Origin of the sequence: Pseudomonas sp. 10C3, from assembly GCF_036346185.1 — a bacterium.
Taxonomy (GTDB): domain Bacteria; phylum Pseudomonadota; class Gammaproteobacteria; order Pseudomonadales; family Pseudomonadaceae; genus Aquipseudomonas.
The window spans coordinates 23,866-42,548 of the sequence record NZ_JASJVE010000037.1; the positions used below are offsets into that span (position 1 = coordinate 23,866).

The window sequence follows — 18,683 nt, forward strand, 5'->3', positions numbered from 1 at the left end:
AATAGGCACCAGGTTTTATAGCGTTTCACGCTTGCCCTGTTCATGTTTATTTATCCACGTGATATTCACGCAACTTGTTGGCGATGGTCGTGTGCGATACACCTAAACGCTTACCCAGCTGCCGGCTACTTGGGTATTCCGAATGGAGGCGTTCCAACACCGCTTTTTCGAAACGCCCGACGATTTCATCCAGCCCCCCTTCCAACGAAAAATCCCCCAATGGCTGGCGCATACCGTAGTCCGGAAGTCGTATATGTTCGGCGCGGACGATACCGTCTTCGCACAGAGAAACTGCCTGAAACAGGACGTTTTCCAGCTGCCGCACATTACCGGGCCAACGGTAATGGCTCAAACGCTCCATGGCGGCGGGCGCCAGTTTGGGCAAAGGACAGCCAATCTGCCGGCTTGCCTGATCAAGAAAGTAGTCAACCAGCAGGGGTAAACCGTCCAGACATTCGCGAAGCGGCGGGATGTGCAGCGATAGCACGTTGAGCCGATGGTAAAGATCTTGGCGAAACTCACCTCTGGCGCACAATTCAGACAGATCAACCTGCGTCGCACACATCACCCGCACATCCAAGTAAACCTCTTCATCGCTGCCGACCCGGCGGAAGCAGCCATTTTGCAGGAAGCGCAGCAGCTTGACCTGCAGGCGTGAACTCATCTCGCCGACACCATCAAGGAACAGCGTGCCGCCTGCGGTCAGCTCCAGCAACCCCAGCTTGCCTTCGGCCCGCGCACCTTCAAATGCGCCGGGGCCATAACCAAACAGCTCGGTTTCGGCCATGGATTCCGGGAGTCCAGCGCAATTGAGCGCCATCAACGGCGATTGCCCACGCGGACTGGCGAGGTGGCAGGCCCGCGCCAACAACTCTTTACCCGTCCCCGTTTCGCCTTCAATCAGCAACGGAGCGTCCAGGGGGGCCATGCGTCGAGCCTCGCGGACAACAGCGGCCATGACCCTGGAACTCTGAAAAATACTGTCGAAGCCGCGCAGTTCTTGTTTGCGCACCTGGTAAATCCGCTCGCCGACCCGATCTGCGCGGTGCAGGGTCAACACTGCACCGGCCATGGCTTCGCTGTCATCGTGCTCCGATTGCAACGGCGCGATATCGGCAAGAAACACATCACCCTTGACCTTGACCCGCAGCCCGTTGATTCGTGATTTATTGGTGCGAACCAGTGCCGGCAAATCGAAATCTTCGGCGTAGCGCGACAATGCAATACCCGGCACTTCATCGACCCGCACACCCAGCAGCTGCGCCGCCGCGCGGTTAGCCGCGACGATGGAGCCGCGCATGTCGATAGACAACACGGGGAACTCCAGCGCGCCCAGCAGTGCATTAAGCTCCATGTGCCGACGTTCGCTGGGCATCAACCCGACGCGCTTCACTCCAAACACACCGCCAATTGCCTCGAACTTGGGACGCATCGCCTGAAATTGCAGATTGATCAGGTTTGGGCAATGCAGATAAATCGCGTTGCCATGCTCGCCGCCCACTTCACCACGCGCCACGTTGACCCCGTACTCGACCAACAGATTAAGGATGTCGCGAAGGATGCCGATGCGGTTTTGACAGTGCACTTTGATACGCATGAACGGTTCAATCCTGTCTGTCGGGCTGATATTTTTCAGTGTGCCTAAATTATCCGTAACGATTATCTGACAGCAAGCGTGCAAATCACATCATTCCGACGCAAGGATTACGGCGCAGCTGCGATTTCGTAAACTTATCGTTACGAAAAGCAGTCTATTCTTTAAGGCATACCCTATTCCACCTGCTGTCAGGACGAATCGTTTGCGTTATCTCTAGAGCCATAACAGCTCCTTATAACAACAACGAATTGCCCTCAGGAGAGCAACATGACGCAAACGCATTACGTCGCTCGCGAGCCCGACGCGAAAGGCTTTATCGACTACCCACCTGCCGAGCATATGGTGTGGAATACCCTGATCACTCGACAACTGAAGGTGATCGAAGGCCGCGCCTGTCAGGAGTACCTTGAAGGGATCGAACAACTCGGACTGCCCCTTGATCGCATCCCGCAATTGGGTGAAATCAATAAAGTCCTCGGCACGGCCACGGGCTGGCAAGTCACTCGCGTCCCGGCCCTGATTCCGTTCCAGACCTTCTTCGAATTGTTGGCCAATAGACAGTTCCCGGTGGCAACGTTCATTCGCAGCGAAGCGGAACTGGACTATCTGCAAGAGCCGGACATTTTTCACGAGATTTTCGGTCACTGTCCGCTGCTGACCAACCCGTGGTTCGCCGAGTTCACCCACACCTATGGCAAGCTCGGCCTGAGTGCTACCAAAGAACAGCGCGTCTACCTTGCGCGCCTGTACTGGATGACCATCGAGTTCGGCCTGGTCGACACGCCGCAAGGCCGTCGAATCTATGGTGGCGGCATTCTGTCTTCACCCAAAGAAACGGTTTACAGCCTGTCGTCCGCGCCGGAACATCAGGCGTTCGATCCACTGGATGCAATGCGCACCCCGTATCGGATCGATATCCTTCAGCCCTTGTATTTTGTCCTGCCAAACCTGAAACGACTGTTCGACCTGGCCCACGAAGACATCATGGGCATGGTCCAGCAAGGCATGCAGCTAGGTCTGCACGCACCGAAGTTCCCACCCAAACCCAAAGCTGCCTGATCAGGAACCCATTTATGAGCACTCTTAACCAAGCCCATTGCGTAGCCTGCCGCGCCGATGCCCCACACGTCAGCGATGAAGAATTGCCGATTCTGATCAAGCAGATCCCGGACTGGAACATCGAAGTACGCGACAGCGTGATGCAGCTGGAAAAAGTCTTCCTGTTCAAGAATTTCAAGTTCGCGCTTGCGTTCACCAACGCTGTCGGCGAAATTGCCGAAGCCGAGGGTCATCACCCTGGCTTGCTCACCGAATGGGGCAAAGTGACCGTGACCTGGTGGAGCCACTCGATCAAAGGGCTGCACCGTAACGATTTTATTATGGCCGCGCGTACTGACGAAGTGGCCAAAAGCGCCGAGGGCCGCAAGTAATGCATTTCAACGACATCCAGCGAGTGCCCGGTGACCCGATTCTCGGATTGATCGACGCTTACGCGGCTGATCCGAACCCGAACAAATTCGACCTTGGCGTCGGCGTCTATAAAGATGCATTGGGCCTGACCCCGATCCTGCGCTCGGTCAAGCTGGCCGAGCAGCGCTTGCTGGACACCCAAACCACCAAAACCTACATCGGCGGTCATGGCGAGCCTCGCTTTGGCGCGCTGATCAGCGAGTTGGTGCTGGGCAAGGATTCGCCGTTACTGGCAAGCAAGCGCGTCGGCGCGACCCAGACGCCAGGCGGTACCGGCGCCCTGCGTCTGTGTGCTGACTTTATCGCTGACTGCTTGCCCGGGCGCGGTATCTGGCTGAGCGACCCGACCTGGCCAATCCATGAAACCATCTTCGCCAAAGCCGGGCTTATGGTCAGTCATTACCCGTACGTGGGCAGCGATAATCGCCTTAACGTCGAGGGGATGCTCGCCACCTTGAATCAGGTGCCACGTGGTGACGTCGTGCTGCTGCATGCCTGCTGCCACAACCCCACCGGCTTCGATCTGTCCCACGACGATTGGCGGCAGGTGCTGGACATCGTGCGCAGTCGCGATCTGCTGCCATTGATAGATTTCGCGTACCAGGGTTTTGGCGACGGTCTGGAGCAAGATGCCTGGGCAGTGCGTCTGTTCGCGGAGGCTTTGCCCGAGTTACTGATCACCAGCTCCTGCTCGAAAAACTTCGGCCTGTACCGCGAACGTACTGGCGCCCTGCTGGTGTGTGCCAGTACTGCGGACAAACTGCTGGATGTACGCAGTCAGCTTTCTTCAATTGCGCGAAACCTGTGGTCGAACCCGCCAGATCATGGCGCAGCCATCGTTGCCGAAATCCTCGGCGATCCCGAGCTGAAGAGCCTGTGGGCCGATGAAGTGGAAGAGATGCGCGGACGTATTGCGCAACTGCGCGCAGGCTTGGTCGAAGCGTTGACCCCACTGGGCCTGGGAGAGCGTTTCGCCCATATCGGCGTGCAACGCGGCATGTTCTCCTACACCGGCCTGAATGATGATCAGGTTGCGCGATTACGCCATGAACACAGCGTCTATCTGGTCAGTGCCGGGCGCGCCAATATCGCGGGGATTGATGCCTCGCGCCTGGATCTACTGGCCCAAGCCATCGCTGCCGTTTGCTAAAACCGATCACTTGCCGCGTCAAACATCGCGCCCTATAGGGGCGCGACTGCGTTGTGCCGTTATGGTTCGCCATTCATCGTGCCGTGTGTCTTTAAGTGACAAAAGGTGGTCATAAAAAACCTGTTTGTCATTTCCAGTGCTGTATCCTGCCCAAGCTTTTTAAAAGCACTGATCTTTCCAGCAACCTTCAATCAGATCTTGCGCGGAGCGACGACGATGCATGAAATCCCGAACTTTCCTTTCCCAAGCCTGCCAAAACCTGAGCAGATCCCCTCAGCGCACCAAGAGCCAAACAAAAAAACCGAGTTGAAGGCCAGCCCTGCCAAAACTGAAGACAGCCGCAACGTCAAACACAGACACTGACGGCGACTTTTCCAGGCCGTATACCAAACCCGTGTTCTTTACCTGGTTTCATACGGCCTGTTATACCTGCCACACCCGCTGCAGATAGCGTCCCCAAACAAGACCACGCCCAAGCAAAACAGCCTTAAACAACAGTGGAACCTGCCATGACCGACCTCACCGACACCCACGCCAGCGTCGTAATGGGCATCACTGAGAAGATGATCGACATCTGGAGTCGCCTCAACGCCGAAAAAAAGGCGGCGCTGCTCAAGCGTTTCGGCACCCAGGAAAATGCGCTGGCAGCCTTGGTCGCTTCGCAATTGCTCGCACCCGCCAGTGACACCGCGTTATAAGCACGTTATTTCAACATTTTCCCTTCTCCCTCCCCTGCATCGCCTCAACCGCCGCTATCATAAGCAGCCTTCAGCGCGCCTCAAGCTGAAACGATTTTTCCGCTACACCTTGAGCATTTTCAACGCTGTCGCAACCGTGGATTTTACCCATGCAAGACACCCCGTCTGCTGCCTCACAACGACCTATGGCCGTTACGCTGCAGGTCGTTTCTATCGTCCTGTTCACGTTTATCGGTTATCTGAATATCGGCATTCCCCTCGCTGTCCTCCCCGGCTACGTGCACAGTGATTTAGGGTTTGGCGCCGTGGCCGCGGGCCTGGTGATCAGCGTGCAATACCTGGCCACGCTGCTTAGTCGCCCCTATGCAAGCCGCATCATCGACAACCTTGGCAGCAAAAAAGCCGTGCTTTACGGCTTGGCGGGGTGTGGTTTCAGCGGCGTGTTCATGCTGCTCTCGGCCTGGCTGCAAAGCATGCCGATACTCAGCCTGATCAGCCTGCTGATCGGTCGACTGGTGTTAGGCAGCGCGGAAAGTCTGGTGGGCTCAGGCTCGATTGGCTGGGGCATCGGCCGGGTCGGTGCGCAAAACACCGCCAAAGTCATTTCCTGGAACGGCATCGCCAGTTATGGCGCGCTTGCGATAGGCGCCCCCATGGGTGTGCTGCTGGTCCAGCAGCTCGGCTTATGGAGCATGGGCGTGAGTATCATCCTGCTCGCCGGTATCGGTTTCGCGCTGGCGTGGCCCAAGCAAGCCGCACCCATTGTTCATGGCGAGCGCATGCCCTTTCTGCATGTACTGGGCCGAGTGCTGCCTCACGGCACGGGGCTGGCGCTCGGTTCGATTGGTTTTGGCACCATCGCCACCTTCATCACCCTCTATTACGCAAGCCATAGCTGGCCGAACGCAGTGCTATGCCTGAGCCTGTTCGGCGCTTGCTTCATCGGCGCACGGTTACTGTTCGGTAACTTGATCAACCGCCTCGGTGGCTTTCGGGTGGCAATTGCCTGCCTGTCGGTGGAAAGCATTGGCCTGCTGTTGCTGTGGCTCGCGCCCACACCAACATTGGCGCTGGCCGGGGCCGCACTCACCGGTTTTGGCTTCTCGCTGGTGTTCCCGGCGCTGGGTGTCGAGGCTGTGAATCTGGTACCGGCCTCTAGCCGAGGGGCGGCGGTGGGCGCGTACTCACTGTTCATCGACCTCTCACTGGGTATTACCGGCCCCGTTGCTGGAGCGATTGCCGCTGGCTTTGGCTTTGCTTCGATCTTTCTGTTTGCCGCGCTGGCGGCCATGACCGGCCTGCTGCTCAGTGTCTACCTGTACCGACAGGCGAAGCCGATGCGGGATTACACGGTTTAGATTTTTGCTGCTGAGGAGATCGCCTTCGCGAAGGGCGTGATGCGGTCCTGCCTAGAAATCCACCTTGCCGCGCCCGGCCTTGATGCCGCCACGCTGGCTTTTGCTTTCAAGACGACGCTTTTTCGAGCCCAGGGTGGGCTTGGTTGGACGCCGTTTTTTTTCGACCTTGGCCGCATTGATGATCAACTCGCTCAGGCGTTCCAGTGCGTCGGCACGGTTCTGCTCCTGAGTGCGGTATTGCTGGGCCTTGATGACGATCACGCCGTCGCCGGTGATACGGCTGTCGCGCAACGCCAGCAACCGCTCCTTATAAAACGGCGGCAACGACGATGCATTGATATCGAAACGCAAGTGCACTGCGCTCGACACCTTGTTGACGTTCTGCCCACCCGCGCCTTGAGCGCGGATAGCAGTCAACTCGATTTCGGCATCAGGCAGATGCACCGCGTTGGAAATCACCAGCATAGAAGCACTACGTCAACACCTTCAGGCTAGCCGCATCACTGCGCTTGTTTTTGACGTTGTAACAAACCCACATCACCAGCAACCAGACCGGTATTGCGTAAACCGACACCTGAATGCCTGGAATCAACAACATGATGCCGAGGATGAACACCACGAAAGCCAGGCACAGGTAATTGCCGTACGGATACCACAACGCCTTGAACAGCGGCGTCTGGTGCGTACTTATCATGTGTTGGCGGAACTTCAGGTGAGAGTAACTGATCATCGCCCAGTTGATCACAAGCGTGGCCACCACCAGCGACATCAGCAGTTCCAGCGCATTTTGCGGGACCAGATAGTTGAGCACCACTGCAACGAAGGTCACCAACGCCGACACCGCAATCGCCCGAACCGGCACACCACGCTTATCGACCTGCGCCAACGCTTTAGGTGCGTCGCCCTGCTCCGCCATGCCTAACAACATCCGGCTGTTGCAATAGGTGCCACTGTTATAGACCGACAAGGCGGCGGTCAACACCACGAAGTTGAGGATGTGCGCCGCCGTGTTGCTGCCCAGCATCGAGAACACTTGCACGAACGGGCTGCCGCTGTAGGCATCGCCGGATGCATTGAGGCTCGCAAGCAGGCTGTCCCACGGGGTCAACGAAAGCAGTACGACCAAAGCGCCGATGTAGAAAATCAGGATCCGGTAGATTACTTGATTGATTGCCTTGGGGATCACGGTTTTCGGTTGGTCGGCTTCTGCTGCGGTGAAACCGAGCATTTCCAGACCACCAAAAGAAAACATGATGATCGCCAATGCCATCACCAGACCTTTGACCCCATTGGGGAAGAAGCCACCGTGTTCCCACAGGTTACTCACTGCTGCTTGCGGGCCGCCGTTGCCGCTGACCAACAGGTAGCTGCCGAGGGCGATCATGCCGACAATGGCCACGACCTTGATGATGGCGAACCAGAACTCGGCTTCCCCGAACACCTTGACGTTGGCCAGGTTGACCGCGTTAATCATCACAAAGAACACGGCGGCCGAGGCCCAGGTCGGAATCTCTGGCCACCAGTAATGCACGTACTTGCCGACCGCCGTCAGCTCCGACATGCCGACCAAAATATAAAGCACCCAGCAGTTCCAGCCGGAGAGGAAGCCCGCAAAGCCACCCCAGTACTTGTGAGCAAAATGGCTGAAGGAACCGGCCACTGGCTCTTCGACGATCATTTCGCCAAGCTGGCGCATGATCATAAAGGCGATGAAACCGCAGATTGCGTAACCGAGAATCATCGACGGACCGGCCGATTTGAGTACGCCTGCCGAGCCGAGGAACAAGCCTGTGCCGATAGCGCCGCCCAGCGCGATCAACTGGATATGGCGGTTTTTAAGGCCGCGCTTCAGCTCGCCCGAATGTGAGTTTTGTTCACTCATTGATAGTCACCTGATTGTTATTGTCTGTGACGGAACCGAATCCACCGCGCTCATGACGCAGCGGAGTGCAACAAGGCGGATAGCCCTGAATGTGTTGGATGCGCAGTTACGCCGTTGAATCACAGAAAAAACGCGAGGTAGTGTACACCGCCGAAGTGACCCAGGCTTACTGGAAAGCTACTCGGTCGGTCAGCTATCGAGGGTAAGCGACAATCATCAAACAAAAAAAAGCCAATCTTTCGATTGGCTTTTTTTATTCACCGCACGCGATTACTGCGGCTTGCGACGACCAAAGCCAGGACGCTGACCAGAGCCTGCCGGCGGACCATTGCGCTTGCCCGAAGGCTTGCCATTGTCCACCAGAACAATGCCAGGGCGTTGCTGTTTAGGCTTGCCCGGACGCTTGCTCACATCACTAGGACGCTCGGCCACTGGCGTGCCACGGCTGTCGGAACGACCGGCAGCAGGGCGCGGAGTGCGTGGCGAATCGCCACGCGGTGCACGAGGAGAACGCTCGACAGAATCGCTGCGCGGAGTACGCGGAGCACTGTCACCGTCTTCACGCGGCTTGCGCGCTGGGCGATCAGCACCTTCGCTACGGCCACGCAACGGACGGTTAGCAGAGTCGGTACGCCCGGTAGCAGGACGTGGACCACGGCTCGACGAATCCGAACGCGGCCCTGCAGGACGCTGATCGCGACCCGTAGAATCCGCACGCGGACGATCACGTTCGCTGCCAGTCACCTGTGGTTGACGGGCTGGACGCTCGCCTGCCGGAGCCGGGTTGGCCGGACGCAACGTACGTACGCGCTCGCCTTTGCCCAGTGGGCGGGACGATTGACGCTGCAAACGTTCCATTTTGTCTTTGACCTTGGCGTTCATCTGCGGCTGAGCCACAGGCGTCAGGCCGACTTCGGCGCTGAGAACGTCGACTTCGTACTGGCTCATTTCGCGCCAGCGGCCCATCGGCAGGTCGGAGTTGAGGAACACTGGTCCGTAACGCACGCGCTTCAAGCGGCTGACCACCAGCCCTTGGGATTCCCACAGGCGACGCACTTCGCGGTTACGACCTTCCATCACCACGCAGTGATACCAGTGGTTGAAACCTTCACCGCCTGGCGCTTGCTTGATATCGGTGAAGCGTGCGGGACCGTCTTCCAGCACCACGCCGGTTTTCAGACGCAGCAGCATGTCGTCATCGACTTCGCCACGCACACGAACAGCGTATTCGCGGTCCATTTCAAACGACGGGTGCATCAAGCGGTTGGCCAACTCACCATCAGTGGTGAACATCAGCAAGCCGGTGGTATTGATGTCCAGACGACCAATGTTGACCCAGCGGCCTTCTTTAGGGCGCGGCAGGCGATCAAACACGGTCGGACGACCTTCTGGGTCGTCACGGGTGCAGATTTCACCGTCTGGTTTGTTGTAGAGAATGACGCGGCGTACCGATTCGGCGGTTTCTTCGCGCTTGATCACGCGACCGTCGATGGCGATGGCATCGTGCAAATCTACGCGCTGACCAAGGGTCGCGTCTTTGCCATTGACCTTGATTCGGCCTTGGCTGATCCAGGCTTCTACGTCACGGCGAGAACCTACGCCAATGCGCGCCAGAACCTTTTGCAGTTTTTCGCCTGCAGGACCGATTTCCTGGCTGTCTTGCTTGTCTTGTACACTCATCTGGGCACCTCCCGGTGTGTCGATAACAGATCGTGCTGAGAAATGGCGCGACCTGGTTGCTAAAATCTGATGACTTGAAGCCGTGCCTGATGGCGAGAATAAATCGCCAAAAGGGCGCGAATCATACGCTCAAGGCGCGCGCTACGCATCAGAGACTCGTACAAATGCAGCGCCTTACTTCTTTTTCCGCCGACCGGTGGCGTTTAACCGGATCAATCGCAACACCGACTCTGTCAACACCGAGCGTTTATCGACCTTGCAGACGCTGATGCAAGACAGCCACGAGGATAATTATTTATCTTCAGGCACATCACGCTCATCTGCCTCAGGCTCAATCTCCTCACGCAACAAATCATCAAAGTCGGTCTTGAGACCCAGCTCCATCGAGTCGAGCTCGACCAGCAAGCTGCGGAAGCTGGTTTCATCACGCGGCGGCTCTGGCTCGGCGTCGGGGTCAAGGCTGGCATCGGCCAGGGCTTGCAGGCTGGCCGGAACCGGGGCGTCATCGAAATCGAGAATCGGCTCAGGCTCCAGTTCCCGCAGATCGGCCAGTGGCGGCAGGTCGTCGAGGTTTTTAAGGTTGAAGTGATCAAGAAACGCTTTGGTGGTGGCGAACATTGCCGGTTTTCCGGGCACATCACGGTAGCCGACGATTCTGATCCACTCGCGCTCCAGCAGGGTTTTGACGATATGGCTGTTGACCGCCACCCCACGCACATCTTCGATCTCGCCCCGCGTGATAGGTTGGCGATAGGCAATCAGCGCCATGGTTTCCAGCATCGCCCGGGAATAACGCTGCGGCCGCTCTTCCCAGAGCCGTCCGACCCATGGCGAAAACCGCTCACGGATCTGCAAGCGATACCCAGAAGCCACTTCCTTGAGCTCGAAAGCCCGGCCTTCGCAAGATTTTCCCAGCAATTGCAGGGCTTTCTTGAATACCGGAGGCTCGGGACGCTCGCCCTCCTCGAACAGCTCGAACAGGCGTTCCAGCGACACAGGTTTACCGGAGGCCAGCAGAAAAGCTTCGAGCAGGGGGGCCAGCTCGCGCGGGTCGTTCAAATTCATCGTTTGGCTCTTTATCAGGCTCGCCGCGCTTCAGTCGTGCGCGTCTTTTATTTATTCAGCTATTCAGCTAAACCGCTATTCGACTCTCGCCCGGACATGGATCGCCGCAAAGGGTTCGTTCTGCACCAACTCGACCAAGGACTCCTTGACCAGTTCCAGAACCGCCATAAAAGTCACCACAACGCCCAAGCGCCCCTCTTCGGCCGTAAACAGCTCGGAGAACGGTACAAACCCGCCGCCCTTGAGGCGTTCAAGCACATCGCTCATGCGCTCCCGGGTCGACAGCGTTTCGCGACTGACTTGGTGGCTTTCAAACATGTCGCCCCGGTGCAGGACTTCAGCCATGGACATCAACAGTTCTTCCAGACTGACATCCGGCAGCAACCGGCGCGCACGCGCTTCGGGAGCATCCAGCCTGGGCACTACCACATCACGCCCTACCCGGCTCAAGCCATCGATACCTTCGGCGGCGGCTTTGAAACGCTCGTACTCTTGCAGACGACGGATCAACTCAGCGCGTGGGTCGTCTTCTTCCTGTTCAATCTCAGCCGAGCGCGGTAACAGCATCCGCGATTTGATTTCGGCGAGCATGGCGGCCATCACCAGATACTCGGCCGCCAGCTCCAGGCGCACGGTTTTCATCAATTCGACATAACCCATGTACTGACGAGTGATTTCCGCCACGGGAATATCGAGGATATTGATGTTCTGTTTACGAATCAGGTACAGCAACAAGTCCAGCGGACCTTCGAACGCGTCGAGAAAGACTTCCAGCGCATCCGGCGGGATGTACAGGTCCAGCGGCATGTGCATGACCGCTTGACCATAGACCATGGCGAACGGCAGCTCCTGCTGGGCATCCGCCTGGCTATCAACCGCCTCGGCCACTGCCATCTAAGGCTGACCCCCAAACGGTCGCGGATCGCCACAGCCCACCCGTATCACTTGCGGCTCGCCATCAGCCAGATTGATCACAGTGGAAGCCGAAATACCGCCGATGCCGCCATCAATGATCAGATCGACCTGATGCTCTAATACCTGACGCATCTCATACGGATCACTCAAGGGCACGGTTTCGCCCGGCATGATCAGGCTCACGCTCATCAGCGGCTCGCCCAGTTCCTCAAGCAGCGCCTGAGCAATGGGGTGGTTTGGCACGCGCAGGCCGATGGTCCGGCGCTTGGGGTGCAGGATCAACCGCGGGACTTCACGCGTGGCGTTGAGAATAAAGGTGTAAGGCCCGGGCGTATGGTTCCGGAGCGCGCGGAACGCCGCAGTGTCGACCTTGGCGTAGGTCCCCAGTTGAGACAGATCGCAACACAACAGGGTGAAGTTGTGTTTGTCGTCCAGTTGACGCAAGCGGCGGATGCGCTCAATGGCGTTTTTGTCACCGATCTGGCAACCCAAGGCGTAGGACGAATCCGTCGGATACACCACCAGGCCACCGGCCTTGATAATCTCCACAGCCTGTTTTATCAGACGTGCCTGCGGGTTTTCCGGATGGACCTGGAAAAATTGACTCACGGTATCTTCCTGTTCAGACGGCAGTAGGCTGGTCATGTTTGAATCGACACCAAAGTGGCGGAAGATCCTCCGGTAACGGGCGATAAACGCCAATTTCGGACCAAGCGCCAGGAGCATGAAAATCACTGCCGGCAGTTACCAGCAGACCGAACTCACGAGCCAGAATGGCCAGACTACCCACCTGCTCCGCAGGCTGCAGACCATTAACCACCTCGATAGCGTGGCCGCCAGCCTCAATGTAGGCGGCGATCAGCTTACGACGTTTACTGCGGGTGAAATCATAATGCCAAGGGTGCGCCAGACTGACCCAGGCCCCGGACTCGCGTAAGGTCGCGACGGTTTCTTCCAGGGTTGGCCAATGCTGTTTGACGTCGCCCAGCTTGCCAGCGCCCAACCATTTGCGAAATGCCTCAGCGCGATCTTTGACAAAACCGGCACTCACCATGAAGTCAGCGAAGTGTGGTCGAGCCGGAGCATTACCGCTGTCACCCAGCGCTTGCTGGATCGCACGAGCACCTTCCAGGGCCCCTGGCATACCTTTGATCGCTAATTTTCGGCTTATTTCTTCGGCACGCAACCAGCGTCCATGGTGTAAACGGTCAATGGCATCGACCAATGCAGGGGCTTTCATATCAAAACCGTAGCCCAGAATGTGGACAGTTGCCCCACCCCAGGTACAAGATAATTCCACCCCGTTGACCAGCTGCATATCCAACGCAAGCGCCGCAGCACGGGCCTCTTCGAGGCCTTCAAGGGTATCGTGATCAGTAAGGGCCAGGACCCGCACTCCGTTTTCATAAGCACGCGCAACCAGGACCGCGGGCGCGAGGGCGCCATCGGAAGCGGTGCTGTGGCAGTGCAGGTCAACATTCATAGGAGGCGCTTTCGCTGTCATTGATGTTTGTTATTATGCCGCCACATCCTGCTTCTGGCTGCCATTGTGAAACAATTCATCGACTTCATCCCGCTGCTCCTGTTTTTCATCGTCTACAAGATCGAACCCCGCGCCGTCGACATTCTGGACCACAGCTTCATGGTAGGCGGAATTTTCAGCGCTACCGCGATGCTGATCATCAGCTCGCTCGTGGTCTACGGTATTTTGTTCATCACCCAGCGCAAACTGGAAAAAAGCCAATGGCTGACCCTGATCGCCTGCCTGGTGTTCGGCAGCCTGACCTTGGCTTTCCATAGCGAAGCCGTTCTTAAATGGAAGGCGCCAGTGGTCAACTGGCTGTTCGCCCTGGCATTCGCAGGCAGTCACTTCATCGGTGACCGCCCATTGATCCAGCGCATCATGGGCCATGCATTGACTCTGCCCCAGCCGATCTGGACCCGACTGAACATCGCCTGGGTCTTCTTCTTCCTGTTCTGCGGTGCAGCCAATCTGTATGTGGCCTTCACCTATCAGGAGTTCTGGGTAGATTTCAAAGTCTTCGGCAGCCTGGGCATGACCTTACTGTTTCTGGTTGGCCAAGGGATATTCCTGGCCCGCCACATGCACGACGCGGACCCTTCCACTCCTAAAACCAAGGACTGACCATGCTTTACGCCATCATTGCTACAGACGTCGCCAATTCGCTCGAAAAACGCCTGGCTGCGCGGCCTGATCACCTGGCGCGGCTCGTCGCGCTCAAGGATGAAGGTCGAATGGTGTTGGCAGGTCCGAACCCGGCCATCGACAGCAACGACCCCGGCGCTGCGGGTTTCACCGGCAGCCTGATCGTCGCCGAGTTTGAATCCCTGAGCGCCGCACAGGCCTGGGCCGACGCCGATCCGTTCGTTGCAGCCGGTGTATACGCCAACGTACTGGTCAAGCCGTTCAGACAAACCCTGCCGTAACAGGCTTGCGCAGGCGCCGCGCGCAATCATCGCGGCGCTTGCCGGTTACCCTTTTCGCCTGTTCACTATTCTCGATAACCTGCCGACAACCTGCTGAACACTCAACAAAAATATAGGAGTTCAGATGCGTTCAGGTCCGTTGTGTCTGCTGTTGACCGTGCTAACCCTTGGAGTTACGGCCCAGGCTGACGAGTTATCCGGTACCAACAACAGTGCCAAGCTTCTATTGCCGAGCGCCAGCAGCCAGGTTACCGAGTTGCAACAGCGTCTAAAAGAAAGCGAGCACCAGCGCGAAGAGTTGAGTAAGCAAATACAGAGTGTCGACACCGAACGCGAAAGCCTGCAATTCAGTCGCTTGCGCGTGGAGAACCAACGCCTCAAGTTGCAACTCAAAGAAGCACAGTCCGTCTTGCCTCCACGCATATTTACGGATGAGCAACAATGGTTCGTCGCCGGGGGTGGAGTTGCGATGATTGCCCTACTCTGCGGTATCTTTGCCAGTGGCTGGCGTAGACAGCGTCGCCAGTGGCTGAATTGAGTGAATCATGAGCGAACTGTTATTAATTGATGATGATCAGGAGCTCTGCGAGCTTCTGAGCAGTTGGCTGAGTCAGGAAGGCTTTCAGGTGCAGGCTTGCCACGACGGCCATAGCGCCAGACGCGCATTGGCTCAATCGCAACCCGCAGCCGTCGTGCTGGATGTGATGTTGCCCGATGGCAGCGGCCTGGAACTGCTCAAGCAACTGCGTAACGATCACCCCGACTTGCCCGTGCTGATGCTGTCGGCCCGGGGTGAACCGCTGGACCGGATCCTCGGCCTGGAACTGGGCGCCGACGATTACCTGGCCAAACCCTGCGATCCTCGGGAGTTGACGGCACGCCTGCGCGCTGTTTTGCGCCGTAGCCATCCACCGGCAGTGTCCAGCCAGCTCGAACTCGGCGACTTATGCTTCAGCCCCGTGCGCGGCGTAGTGATTATCGATGAGCATGAGTTCACGCTGACCGTCTCCGAAAGCCGTCTGCTCGAGGCCCTCCTGCGCCAACCCGGCGAACCGCTGGACAAGCAAGAGCTGGCGCAACTGGCACTGGGTCGCAAATTGACGCTTTATGATCGAAGCCTGGACATGCACATCAGCAACCTGCGCAAAAAGATCGGGCCTCATGCCGACGGCCGTCCACGGATCGTTGCGCTGCGCAGTCGCGGTTATTACTACAGCGTCTAGGGCCTGCTTCTGTCAGTTTCAGGCCAGAAGCTCTTTACTCAAGCTTTACCGAGTGTTGACCGCCGCTGACCTTGATCTCCCTACACTGGCCTCAACCGGCAACGAGCCGGATTAGAGACAAGGAGATACACCATGCGCAAGACTTTAATCGCCCTGCTGTTCGCCGCTTCATTGCCTGCTATCGCGATGGCCGCGCCGCCAGAAGGCGGCATGGGTCATGGCGGCCCTGGCATGCATGGTCACAGCCCGTACAGCGAGCTGAACCTGACCCCGGACCAGCGCCAACAGATCGGCCGAATCATGTTTGAGCAAAAACGTAGCCGTGATGAAATCACCCAGCGTTATCTGCAAATGCTGCCGCCAGCACAGCAGAAAAGCATGCAGGATGAGATAGACGCCAAGCATACAAAGGCCCAAAGCGACGTCCGCGCACTGCTGAAACCTGATCAGCAAAAACAATTCGACGTGATACAGCAAAAAGAAGTTCAACGTCGTGCCGAGCATGCCGAGTTCCAGACCTGGAAAGCCCAGAAAGCTCAGCAAGCCCAATAACGGCGAACCGACTCCTTACCCGCCCGATACGCTCACGCGTGTCGGGCTTTTATCGTTTGAGGTATTCACGTGCGTTCATTGTTCTGGCGAATCCTGGCCAGTTTCTGGTTAGCCATCGCCTTGGTTGCAGGCCTGTCTATTTTGCTCGGGCATATGCTCAATCAAGATGCATGGATCCTCAGTCGCCATCCGGGCCTCGCCAACCTGGCGCAGAACTGGACCGAGCTCTACGAAAACCAGGGTGAAGACGCCGCACAGGACTACCTGCAACAGAGTAAACGGCGCTATCACATTGACGTTCAGGTCCTCAACGAAAGCGGTGAGCCCCTGGTACGCGGGACGTTTCCACCCCGTGCGGCGGCATTTGAAGCGCGCCAACACAACGATCCCCGCCAATTACCGTGGCGTCGCCTGACCACCGAATACACCAGCCCGAAAACGGCTGAAACGTATTTGCTGATCTACCGGATTCCGCACCCGGAACTTGACGCCTGGCACCGCGAAAGCCTGCTTTGGCCTCTCAGCGCCCTGGGCATTGCTTTGGTGGTGCTGACGTTGTTCAGCCTGCTGGTGACGCTGTCCATCACCCGCCCACTCAGCCGTCTGCGCAGTGCCGTGGATGACTTGGGGCAAACCACCTATCAACAGAACAGCCTGGCGCAGTTGGCCAATCGCCGTGACGAGTTCGGCGTGCTGGCCACCGACTTCAACCGCATGGGCGCGCGCCTGCAGAGCCTGATCAGCAGCCAGCGTCAGTTACTGCGCGATGTGTCCCACGAACTGCGCTCACCGCTCGCACGGCTGCGCATCGCATTGGCGCTGGCCGAACGTGCCGAACCGGCTGAGCGCGAGAAGCTCTGGCCGCGTCTGGCCCGCGAATGTGATCGGCTGGAAGCATTGATCAGCGAGATTCTCGTGCTGGCACGCCTGGACGCGGATTTTGGCACCGCCGAGCCCGTCGATCTGGACGCGATGCTGCACCACTTACAAAGCGATACCCGGCTCAACGCCCCCGAACAGGAGGTGCGGGTTTGGGTACAAGACGGTGTTGAGTTGCAAGGCTGGCCCGACATGCTCGAACGGGCGCTGGATAATCTGTTGCGCAATGCCCTGCGCTTCAACCCGGCAGGCCAAGCCATTGACTTGAAAGCCCAGTGCGAGGGAGGGCGATTGCTGATCAGCGTACGTGACCATGGCCCCGGAGTGGCATCGGAACACCTGTCTCAGCTAGGTGAACCGTTCTTCCGCGCACCCGGCCAAACTGCGCCGGGCCACGGCCTGGGGCTGGCTATCGCCAAGCGTGCAGCCGAACGGCACGGTGGCTACCTGACCCTGACCAATCATCCCCAAGGCGGGTTCGTTGCCACTTTGGACCTACCGTTGGAGCCCGTTATCCCTGGTGCCTGAGCGCATGCCTTCGAGTAAGTTCGCAGGTCTTGGGCTGAATACCGATTCACTGTAGGTGCTGCCGAAGGCTGCGACAAGCCAGGGTCGATATCGGATGCCAGGGCACATTGTATTGTTTCCATTTCATTCACACTAAGGCCCCGCTCCCCCCAAAACCGCCGTTCTCACGAACGGCGGTTTTTTTATGAGTCAACATTTCAGACCTTTCCCGCAACACGACGCGGATTTGGCCTACAGACGCTAAAAAACCTTTCGCCGAACATACCTTGGACAACTCTCCTTACAAAAGGCAGGACGTCGGAATGCCAGCGTTAGCTCATCAGCCAAGCTTTAGCCTGACCACCGCCAGGCTTGGACGGAATCCTTTTCATCTAATGCTTGGCGAGAGCGGATGAAAGAGCACCGCACTAAATACACCCGCCATCGAGCTGTTGTGAAGGTGGCGCCGTATGAAGAACTCGGCGTCATCGATGTTCATTTCTTACCCTGCAACAAAGTTGCCGTTTCGGCTGTCGCCGTTACTCCCGGTCAAGCCGGTTATCCCTTCAACTACCCCTCCAAAATGGAAGAGCCTGCCGTATGTCCCGCACCTTAAAAGCTGGCGCCCCACGCCGAAGGCCAGCGCTTTGGGCGGCTGCGCTCGCCTGCCTTGCGCTGCAAGCCTGCAGCAAATCACTGCCCGACCGACTGGGCGCGCCTATCGAGGGCTACAGCCATACCTCGGCGGCGATCAACTACTTCATGGTCAACGGCAATGGCGGGCCGAACATCGGCCCTTACGGCGGGGGCGGCAAGCAGAACTGCTGCGTGAGCCTGCCCCGCAAGTGGCACCCCGGCCTGACCGTGGTGGTCGAGTGGGAGAAGGATCCGACGCCGCACGCCTACGGCAAATGGCCTGAACCCATGTTTTCTGATGCATGGCACGCCCGAATGAAGAAAGAGAAGCTCAACAACACCCGCCATCGCGCCGTCGTGGAGGTGGCGCCGTATGAAGAACTCGGCGTCATCGATGTTCATTTCTTGCCCTGCAACCAGGTTGCCGTTTCGGCTGTCGCGGTTACGCCCGGCCAAGCCGGTTATCCCTTCAACTACCCGTCCAGAATGGAAGAGCCCTCGGTATGTCCAACACTTTGAATTCAGGCTCTCAACGCCCGGCCCCGACGCCTTTAACGCCGACCCCGCCGTTCCCCAAAGAGGGGCTGCTGCCGCGCACGTCCGAGGATGTGGGGCTTAACTAC

General features: G+C 57.8%; 21 protein-coding genes and 1 pseudogene. 14 read left to right on the forward strand and 8 right to left on the reverse strand.

The features are described 5' to 3' along the window. Positions 1-46: 46 nt before the first annotated feature. Complete coding sequence (locus QN399_RS24470; protein ID WP_322215405.1) at positions 47-1,597, reverse strand: sigma-54-dependent transcriptional regulator; 1,551 nt, start codon at positions 1,595-1,597, stop codon at positions 47-49. 267 nt (positions 1,598-1,864) lie between these two features. On the opposite strand from QN399_RS24470, the gene phhA reads away from it, so the two are divergent. The 6 genes from phhA to QN399_RS24500 all read left to right on the forward strand — a co-directional run bounded on the left by phhA (position 1,865) and on the right by QN399_RS24500 (position 6,273). Then, positions 1,865-2,656, forward strand: coding sequence for a phenylalanine 4-monooxygenase (phhA, locus tag QN399_RS24475; protein ID WP_322180211.1), 792 nt, complete (start codon positions 1,865-1,867; stop codon positions 2,654-2,656). A 14-nt stretch (positions 2,657-2,670) separates the two neighbouring features. Continuing rightward, positions 2,671-3,027, forward strand: a complete 357-nt coding sequence (locus QN399_RS24480; protein ID WP_219064522.1) for a 4a-hydroxytetrahydrobiopterin dehydratase — start codon at positions 2,671-2,673, stop codon at positions 3,025-3,027. After that, positions 3,027-4,217 (forward strand): amino acid aminotransferase, encoded by a 1,191-nt coding sequence (locus QN399_RS24485; protein ID WP_323566333.1) that lies wholly within the window; start codon positions 3,027-3,029, stop codon positions 4,215-4,217. Before QN399_RS24480 ends, QN399_RS24485 begins: the two co-directional genes overlap by 1 nt. 105 nt (positions 4,218-4,322) lie before the next feature. Then, entirely contained in the window at positions 4,323-4,580 is a 258-nt protein-coding gene (locus QN399_RS24490) for a hypothetical protein (RefSeq protein ID WP_322180217.1), read from the forward strand. A gap of 146 nt (positions 4,581-4,726) precedes the next feature. Then, positions 4,727-4,915, forward strand: coding sequence for a hypothetical protein (locus tag QN399_RS24495; protein ID WP_322180219.1), 189 nt, complete (start codon positions 4,727-4,729; stop codon positions 4,913-4,915). A gap of 149 nt (positions 4,916-5,064) precedes the next feature. Beyond that, positions 5,065-6,273, forward strand: a complete 1,209-nt coding sequence (locus QN399_RS24500) for an MFS transporter (RefSeq protein WP_322180220.1) — start codon at positions 5,065-5,067, stop codon at positions 6,271-6,273. A 51-nt stretch (positions 6,274-6,324) separates the two neighbouring features. Here the strand turns inward: QN399_RS24500 and arfB are convergent, their stop codons facing one another. The 7 genes from arfB to QN399_RS24535 form a co-directional block, all read right to left on the reverse strand. After that, positions 6,325-6,738, reverse strand: coding sequence for an alternative ribosome rescue aminoacyl-tRNA hydrolase ArfB (arfB, locus tag QN399_RS24505; RefSeq protein ID WP_323566332.1), 414 nt, complete (start codon positions 6,736-6,738; stop codon positions 6,325-6,327). Positions 6,739-6,745: 7 nt separating this feature from the next. Next, positions 6,746-8,155, reverse strand: a complete 1,410-nt coding sequence (locus QN399_RS24510; RefSeq protein WP_322180224.1) for an amino acid permease — start codon at positions 8,153-8,155, stop codon at positions 6,746-6,748. Between the two features lie 270 nt (positions 8,156-8,425). Further along, complete coding sequence (gene rluB, locus QN399_RS24515) at positions 8,426-9,835, reverse strand: 23S rRNA pseudouridine(2605) synthase RluB (RefSeq protein WP_322180226.1); 1,410 nt, start codon at positions 9,833-9,835, stop codon at positions 8,426-8,428. A 291-nt stretch (positions 9,836-10,126) separates the two neighbouring features. Beyond that, complete coding sequence (gene scpB, locus QN399_RS24520; RefSeq protein WP_322215396.1) at positions 10,127-10,900, reverse strand: SMC-Scp complex subunit ScpB; 774 nt, start codon at positions 10,898-10,900, stop codon at positions 10,127-10,129. 75 nt (positions 10,901-10,975) lie between these two features. Next, positions 10,976-11,674: a ScpA family protein gene (locus QN399_RS24525; protein ID WP_322182762.1), complete on the reverse strand. Its 699-nt coding sequence runs from the start codon at positions 11,672-11,674 to the stop codon at positions 10,976-10,978. Positions 11,675-11,794: 120 nt separating this feature from the next. Continuing rightward, the gene (locus QN399_RS24530; protein ID WP_322180230.1) at positions 11,795-12,424 is read right to left on the reverse strand and encodes an L-threonylcarbamoyladenylate synthase; all 630 of its coding nucleotides are present in this window, start codon (positions 12,422-12,424) and stop codon (positions 11,795-11,797) included. 13 nt (positions 12,425-12,437) lie between these two features. Next, positions 12,438-13,298: a PHP domain-containing protein gene (locus QN399_RS24535; protein ID WP_322180232.1), complete on the reverse strand. Its 861-nt coding sequence runs from the start codon at positions 13,296-13,298 to the stop codon at positions 12,438-12,440. Between the two features lie 66 nt (positions 13,299-13,364). On the opposite strand from QN399_RS24535, the gene QN399_RS24540 reads away from it, so the two are divergent. From QN399_RS24540 to QN399_RS24575, 8 genes and pseudogenes are all read left to right on the forward strand, one after another. Further along, entirely contained in the window at positions 13,365-13,961 is a 597-nt protein-coding gene (locus QN399_RS24540; protein ID WP_322180234.1) for a septation protein A, read from the forward strand. Between the two features lie 2 nt (positions 13,962-13,963). Then, complete coding sequence (locus QN399_RS24545) at positions 13,964-14,263, forward strand: YciI family protein (protein WP_219064536.1); 300 nt, start codon at positions 13,964-13,966, stop codon at positions 14,261-14,263. A gap of 124 nt (positions 14,264-14,387) precedes the next feature. Beyond that, a complete protein-coding gene (locus tag QN399_RS24550) occupies positions 14,388-14,801 on the forward strand; it encodes a translation initiation factor 2 (protein WP_323569489.1) in 414 nt (137 codons plus the stop codon). A 7-nt stretch (positions 14,802-14,808) separates the two neighbouring features. Then, positions 14,809-15,486 carry a response regulator transcription factor gene (locus QN399_RS24555; RefSeq protein ID WP_219064538.1) on the forward strand — a complete coding sequence of 226 codons (678 nt, stop codon included), beginning with the start codon at positions 14,809-14,811 and terminating at the stop codon, positions 15,484-15,486. Positions 15,487-15,618: 132 nt separating this feature from the next. Then, positions 15,619-16,038: an LTXXQ domain protein gene (locus tag QN399_RS24560; RefSeq protein ID WP_330201813.1), complete on the forward strand. Its 420-nt coding sequence runs from the start codon at positions 15,619-15,621 to the stop codon at positions 16,036-16,038. A 69-nt stretch (positions 16,039-16,107) separates the two neighbouring features. Beyond that, complete coding sequence (locus QN399_RS24565) at positions 16,108-17,445, forward strand: HAMP domain-containing sensor histidine kinase (RefSeq protein ID WP_322180241.1); 1,338 nt, start codon at positions 16,108-16,110, stop codon at positions 17,443-17,445. Between the two features lie 364 nt (positions 17,446-17,809). Then, positions 17,810-18,040, forward strand: a pseudogene (locus tag QN399_RS24570) (DUF3304 domain-containing protein); the annotation flags it as partial. Beyond that, entirely contained in the window at positions 18,025-18,579 is a 555-nt protein-coding gene (locus QN399_RS24575; protein WP_322215390.1) for a DUF3304 domain-containing protein, read from the forward strand. The pseudogene QN399_RS24570 and the gene QN399_RS24575, both read left to right, overlap by 16 nt. Positions 18,580-18,683: the final 104 nt, after the last annotated feature.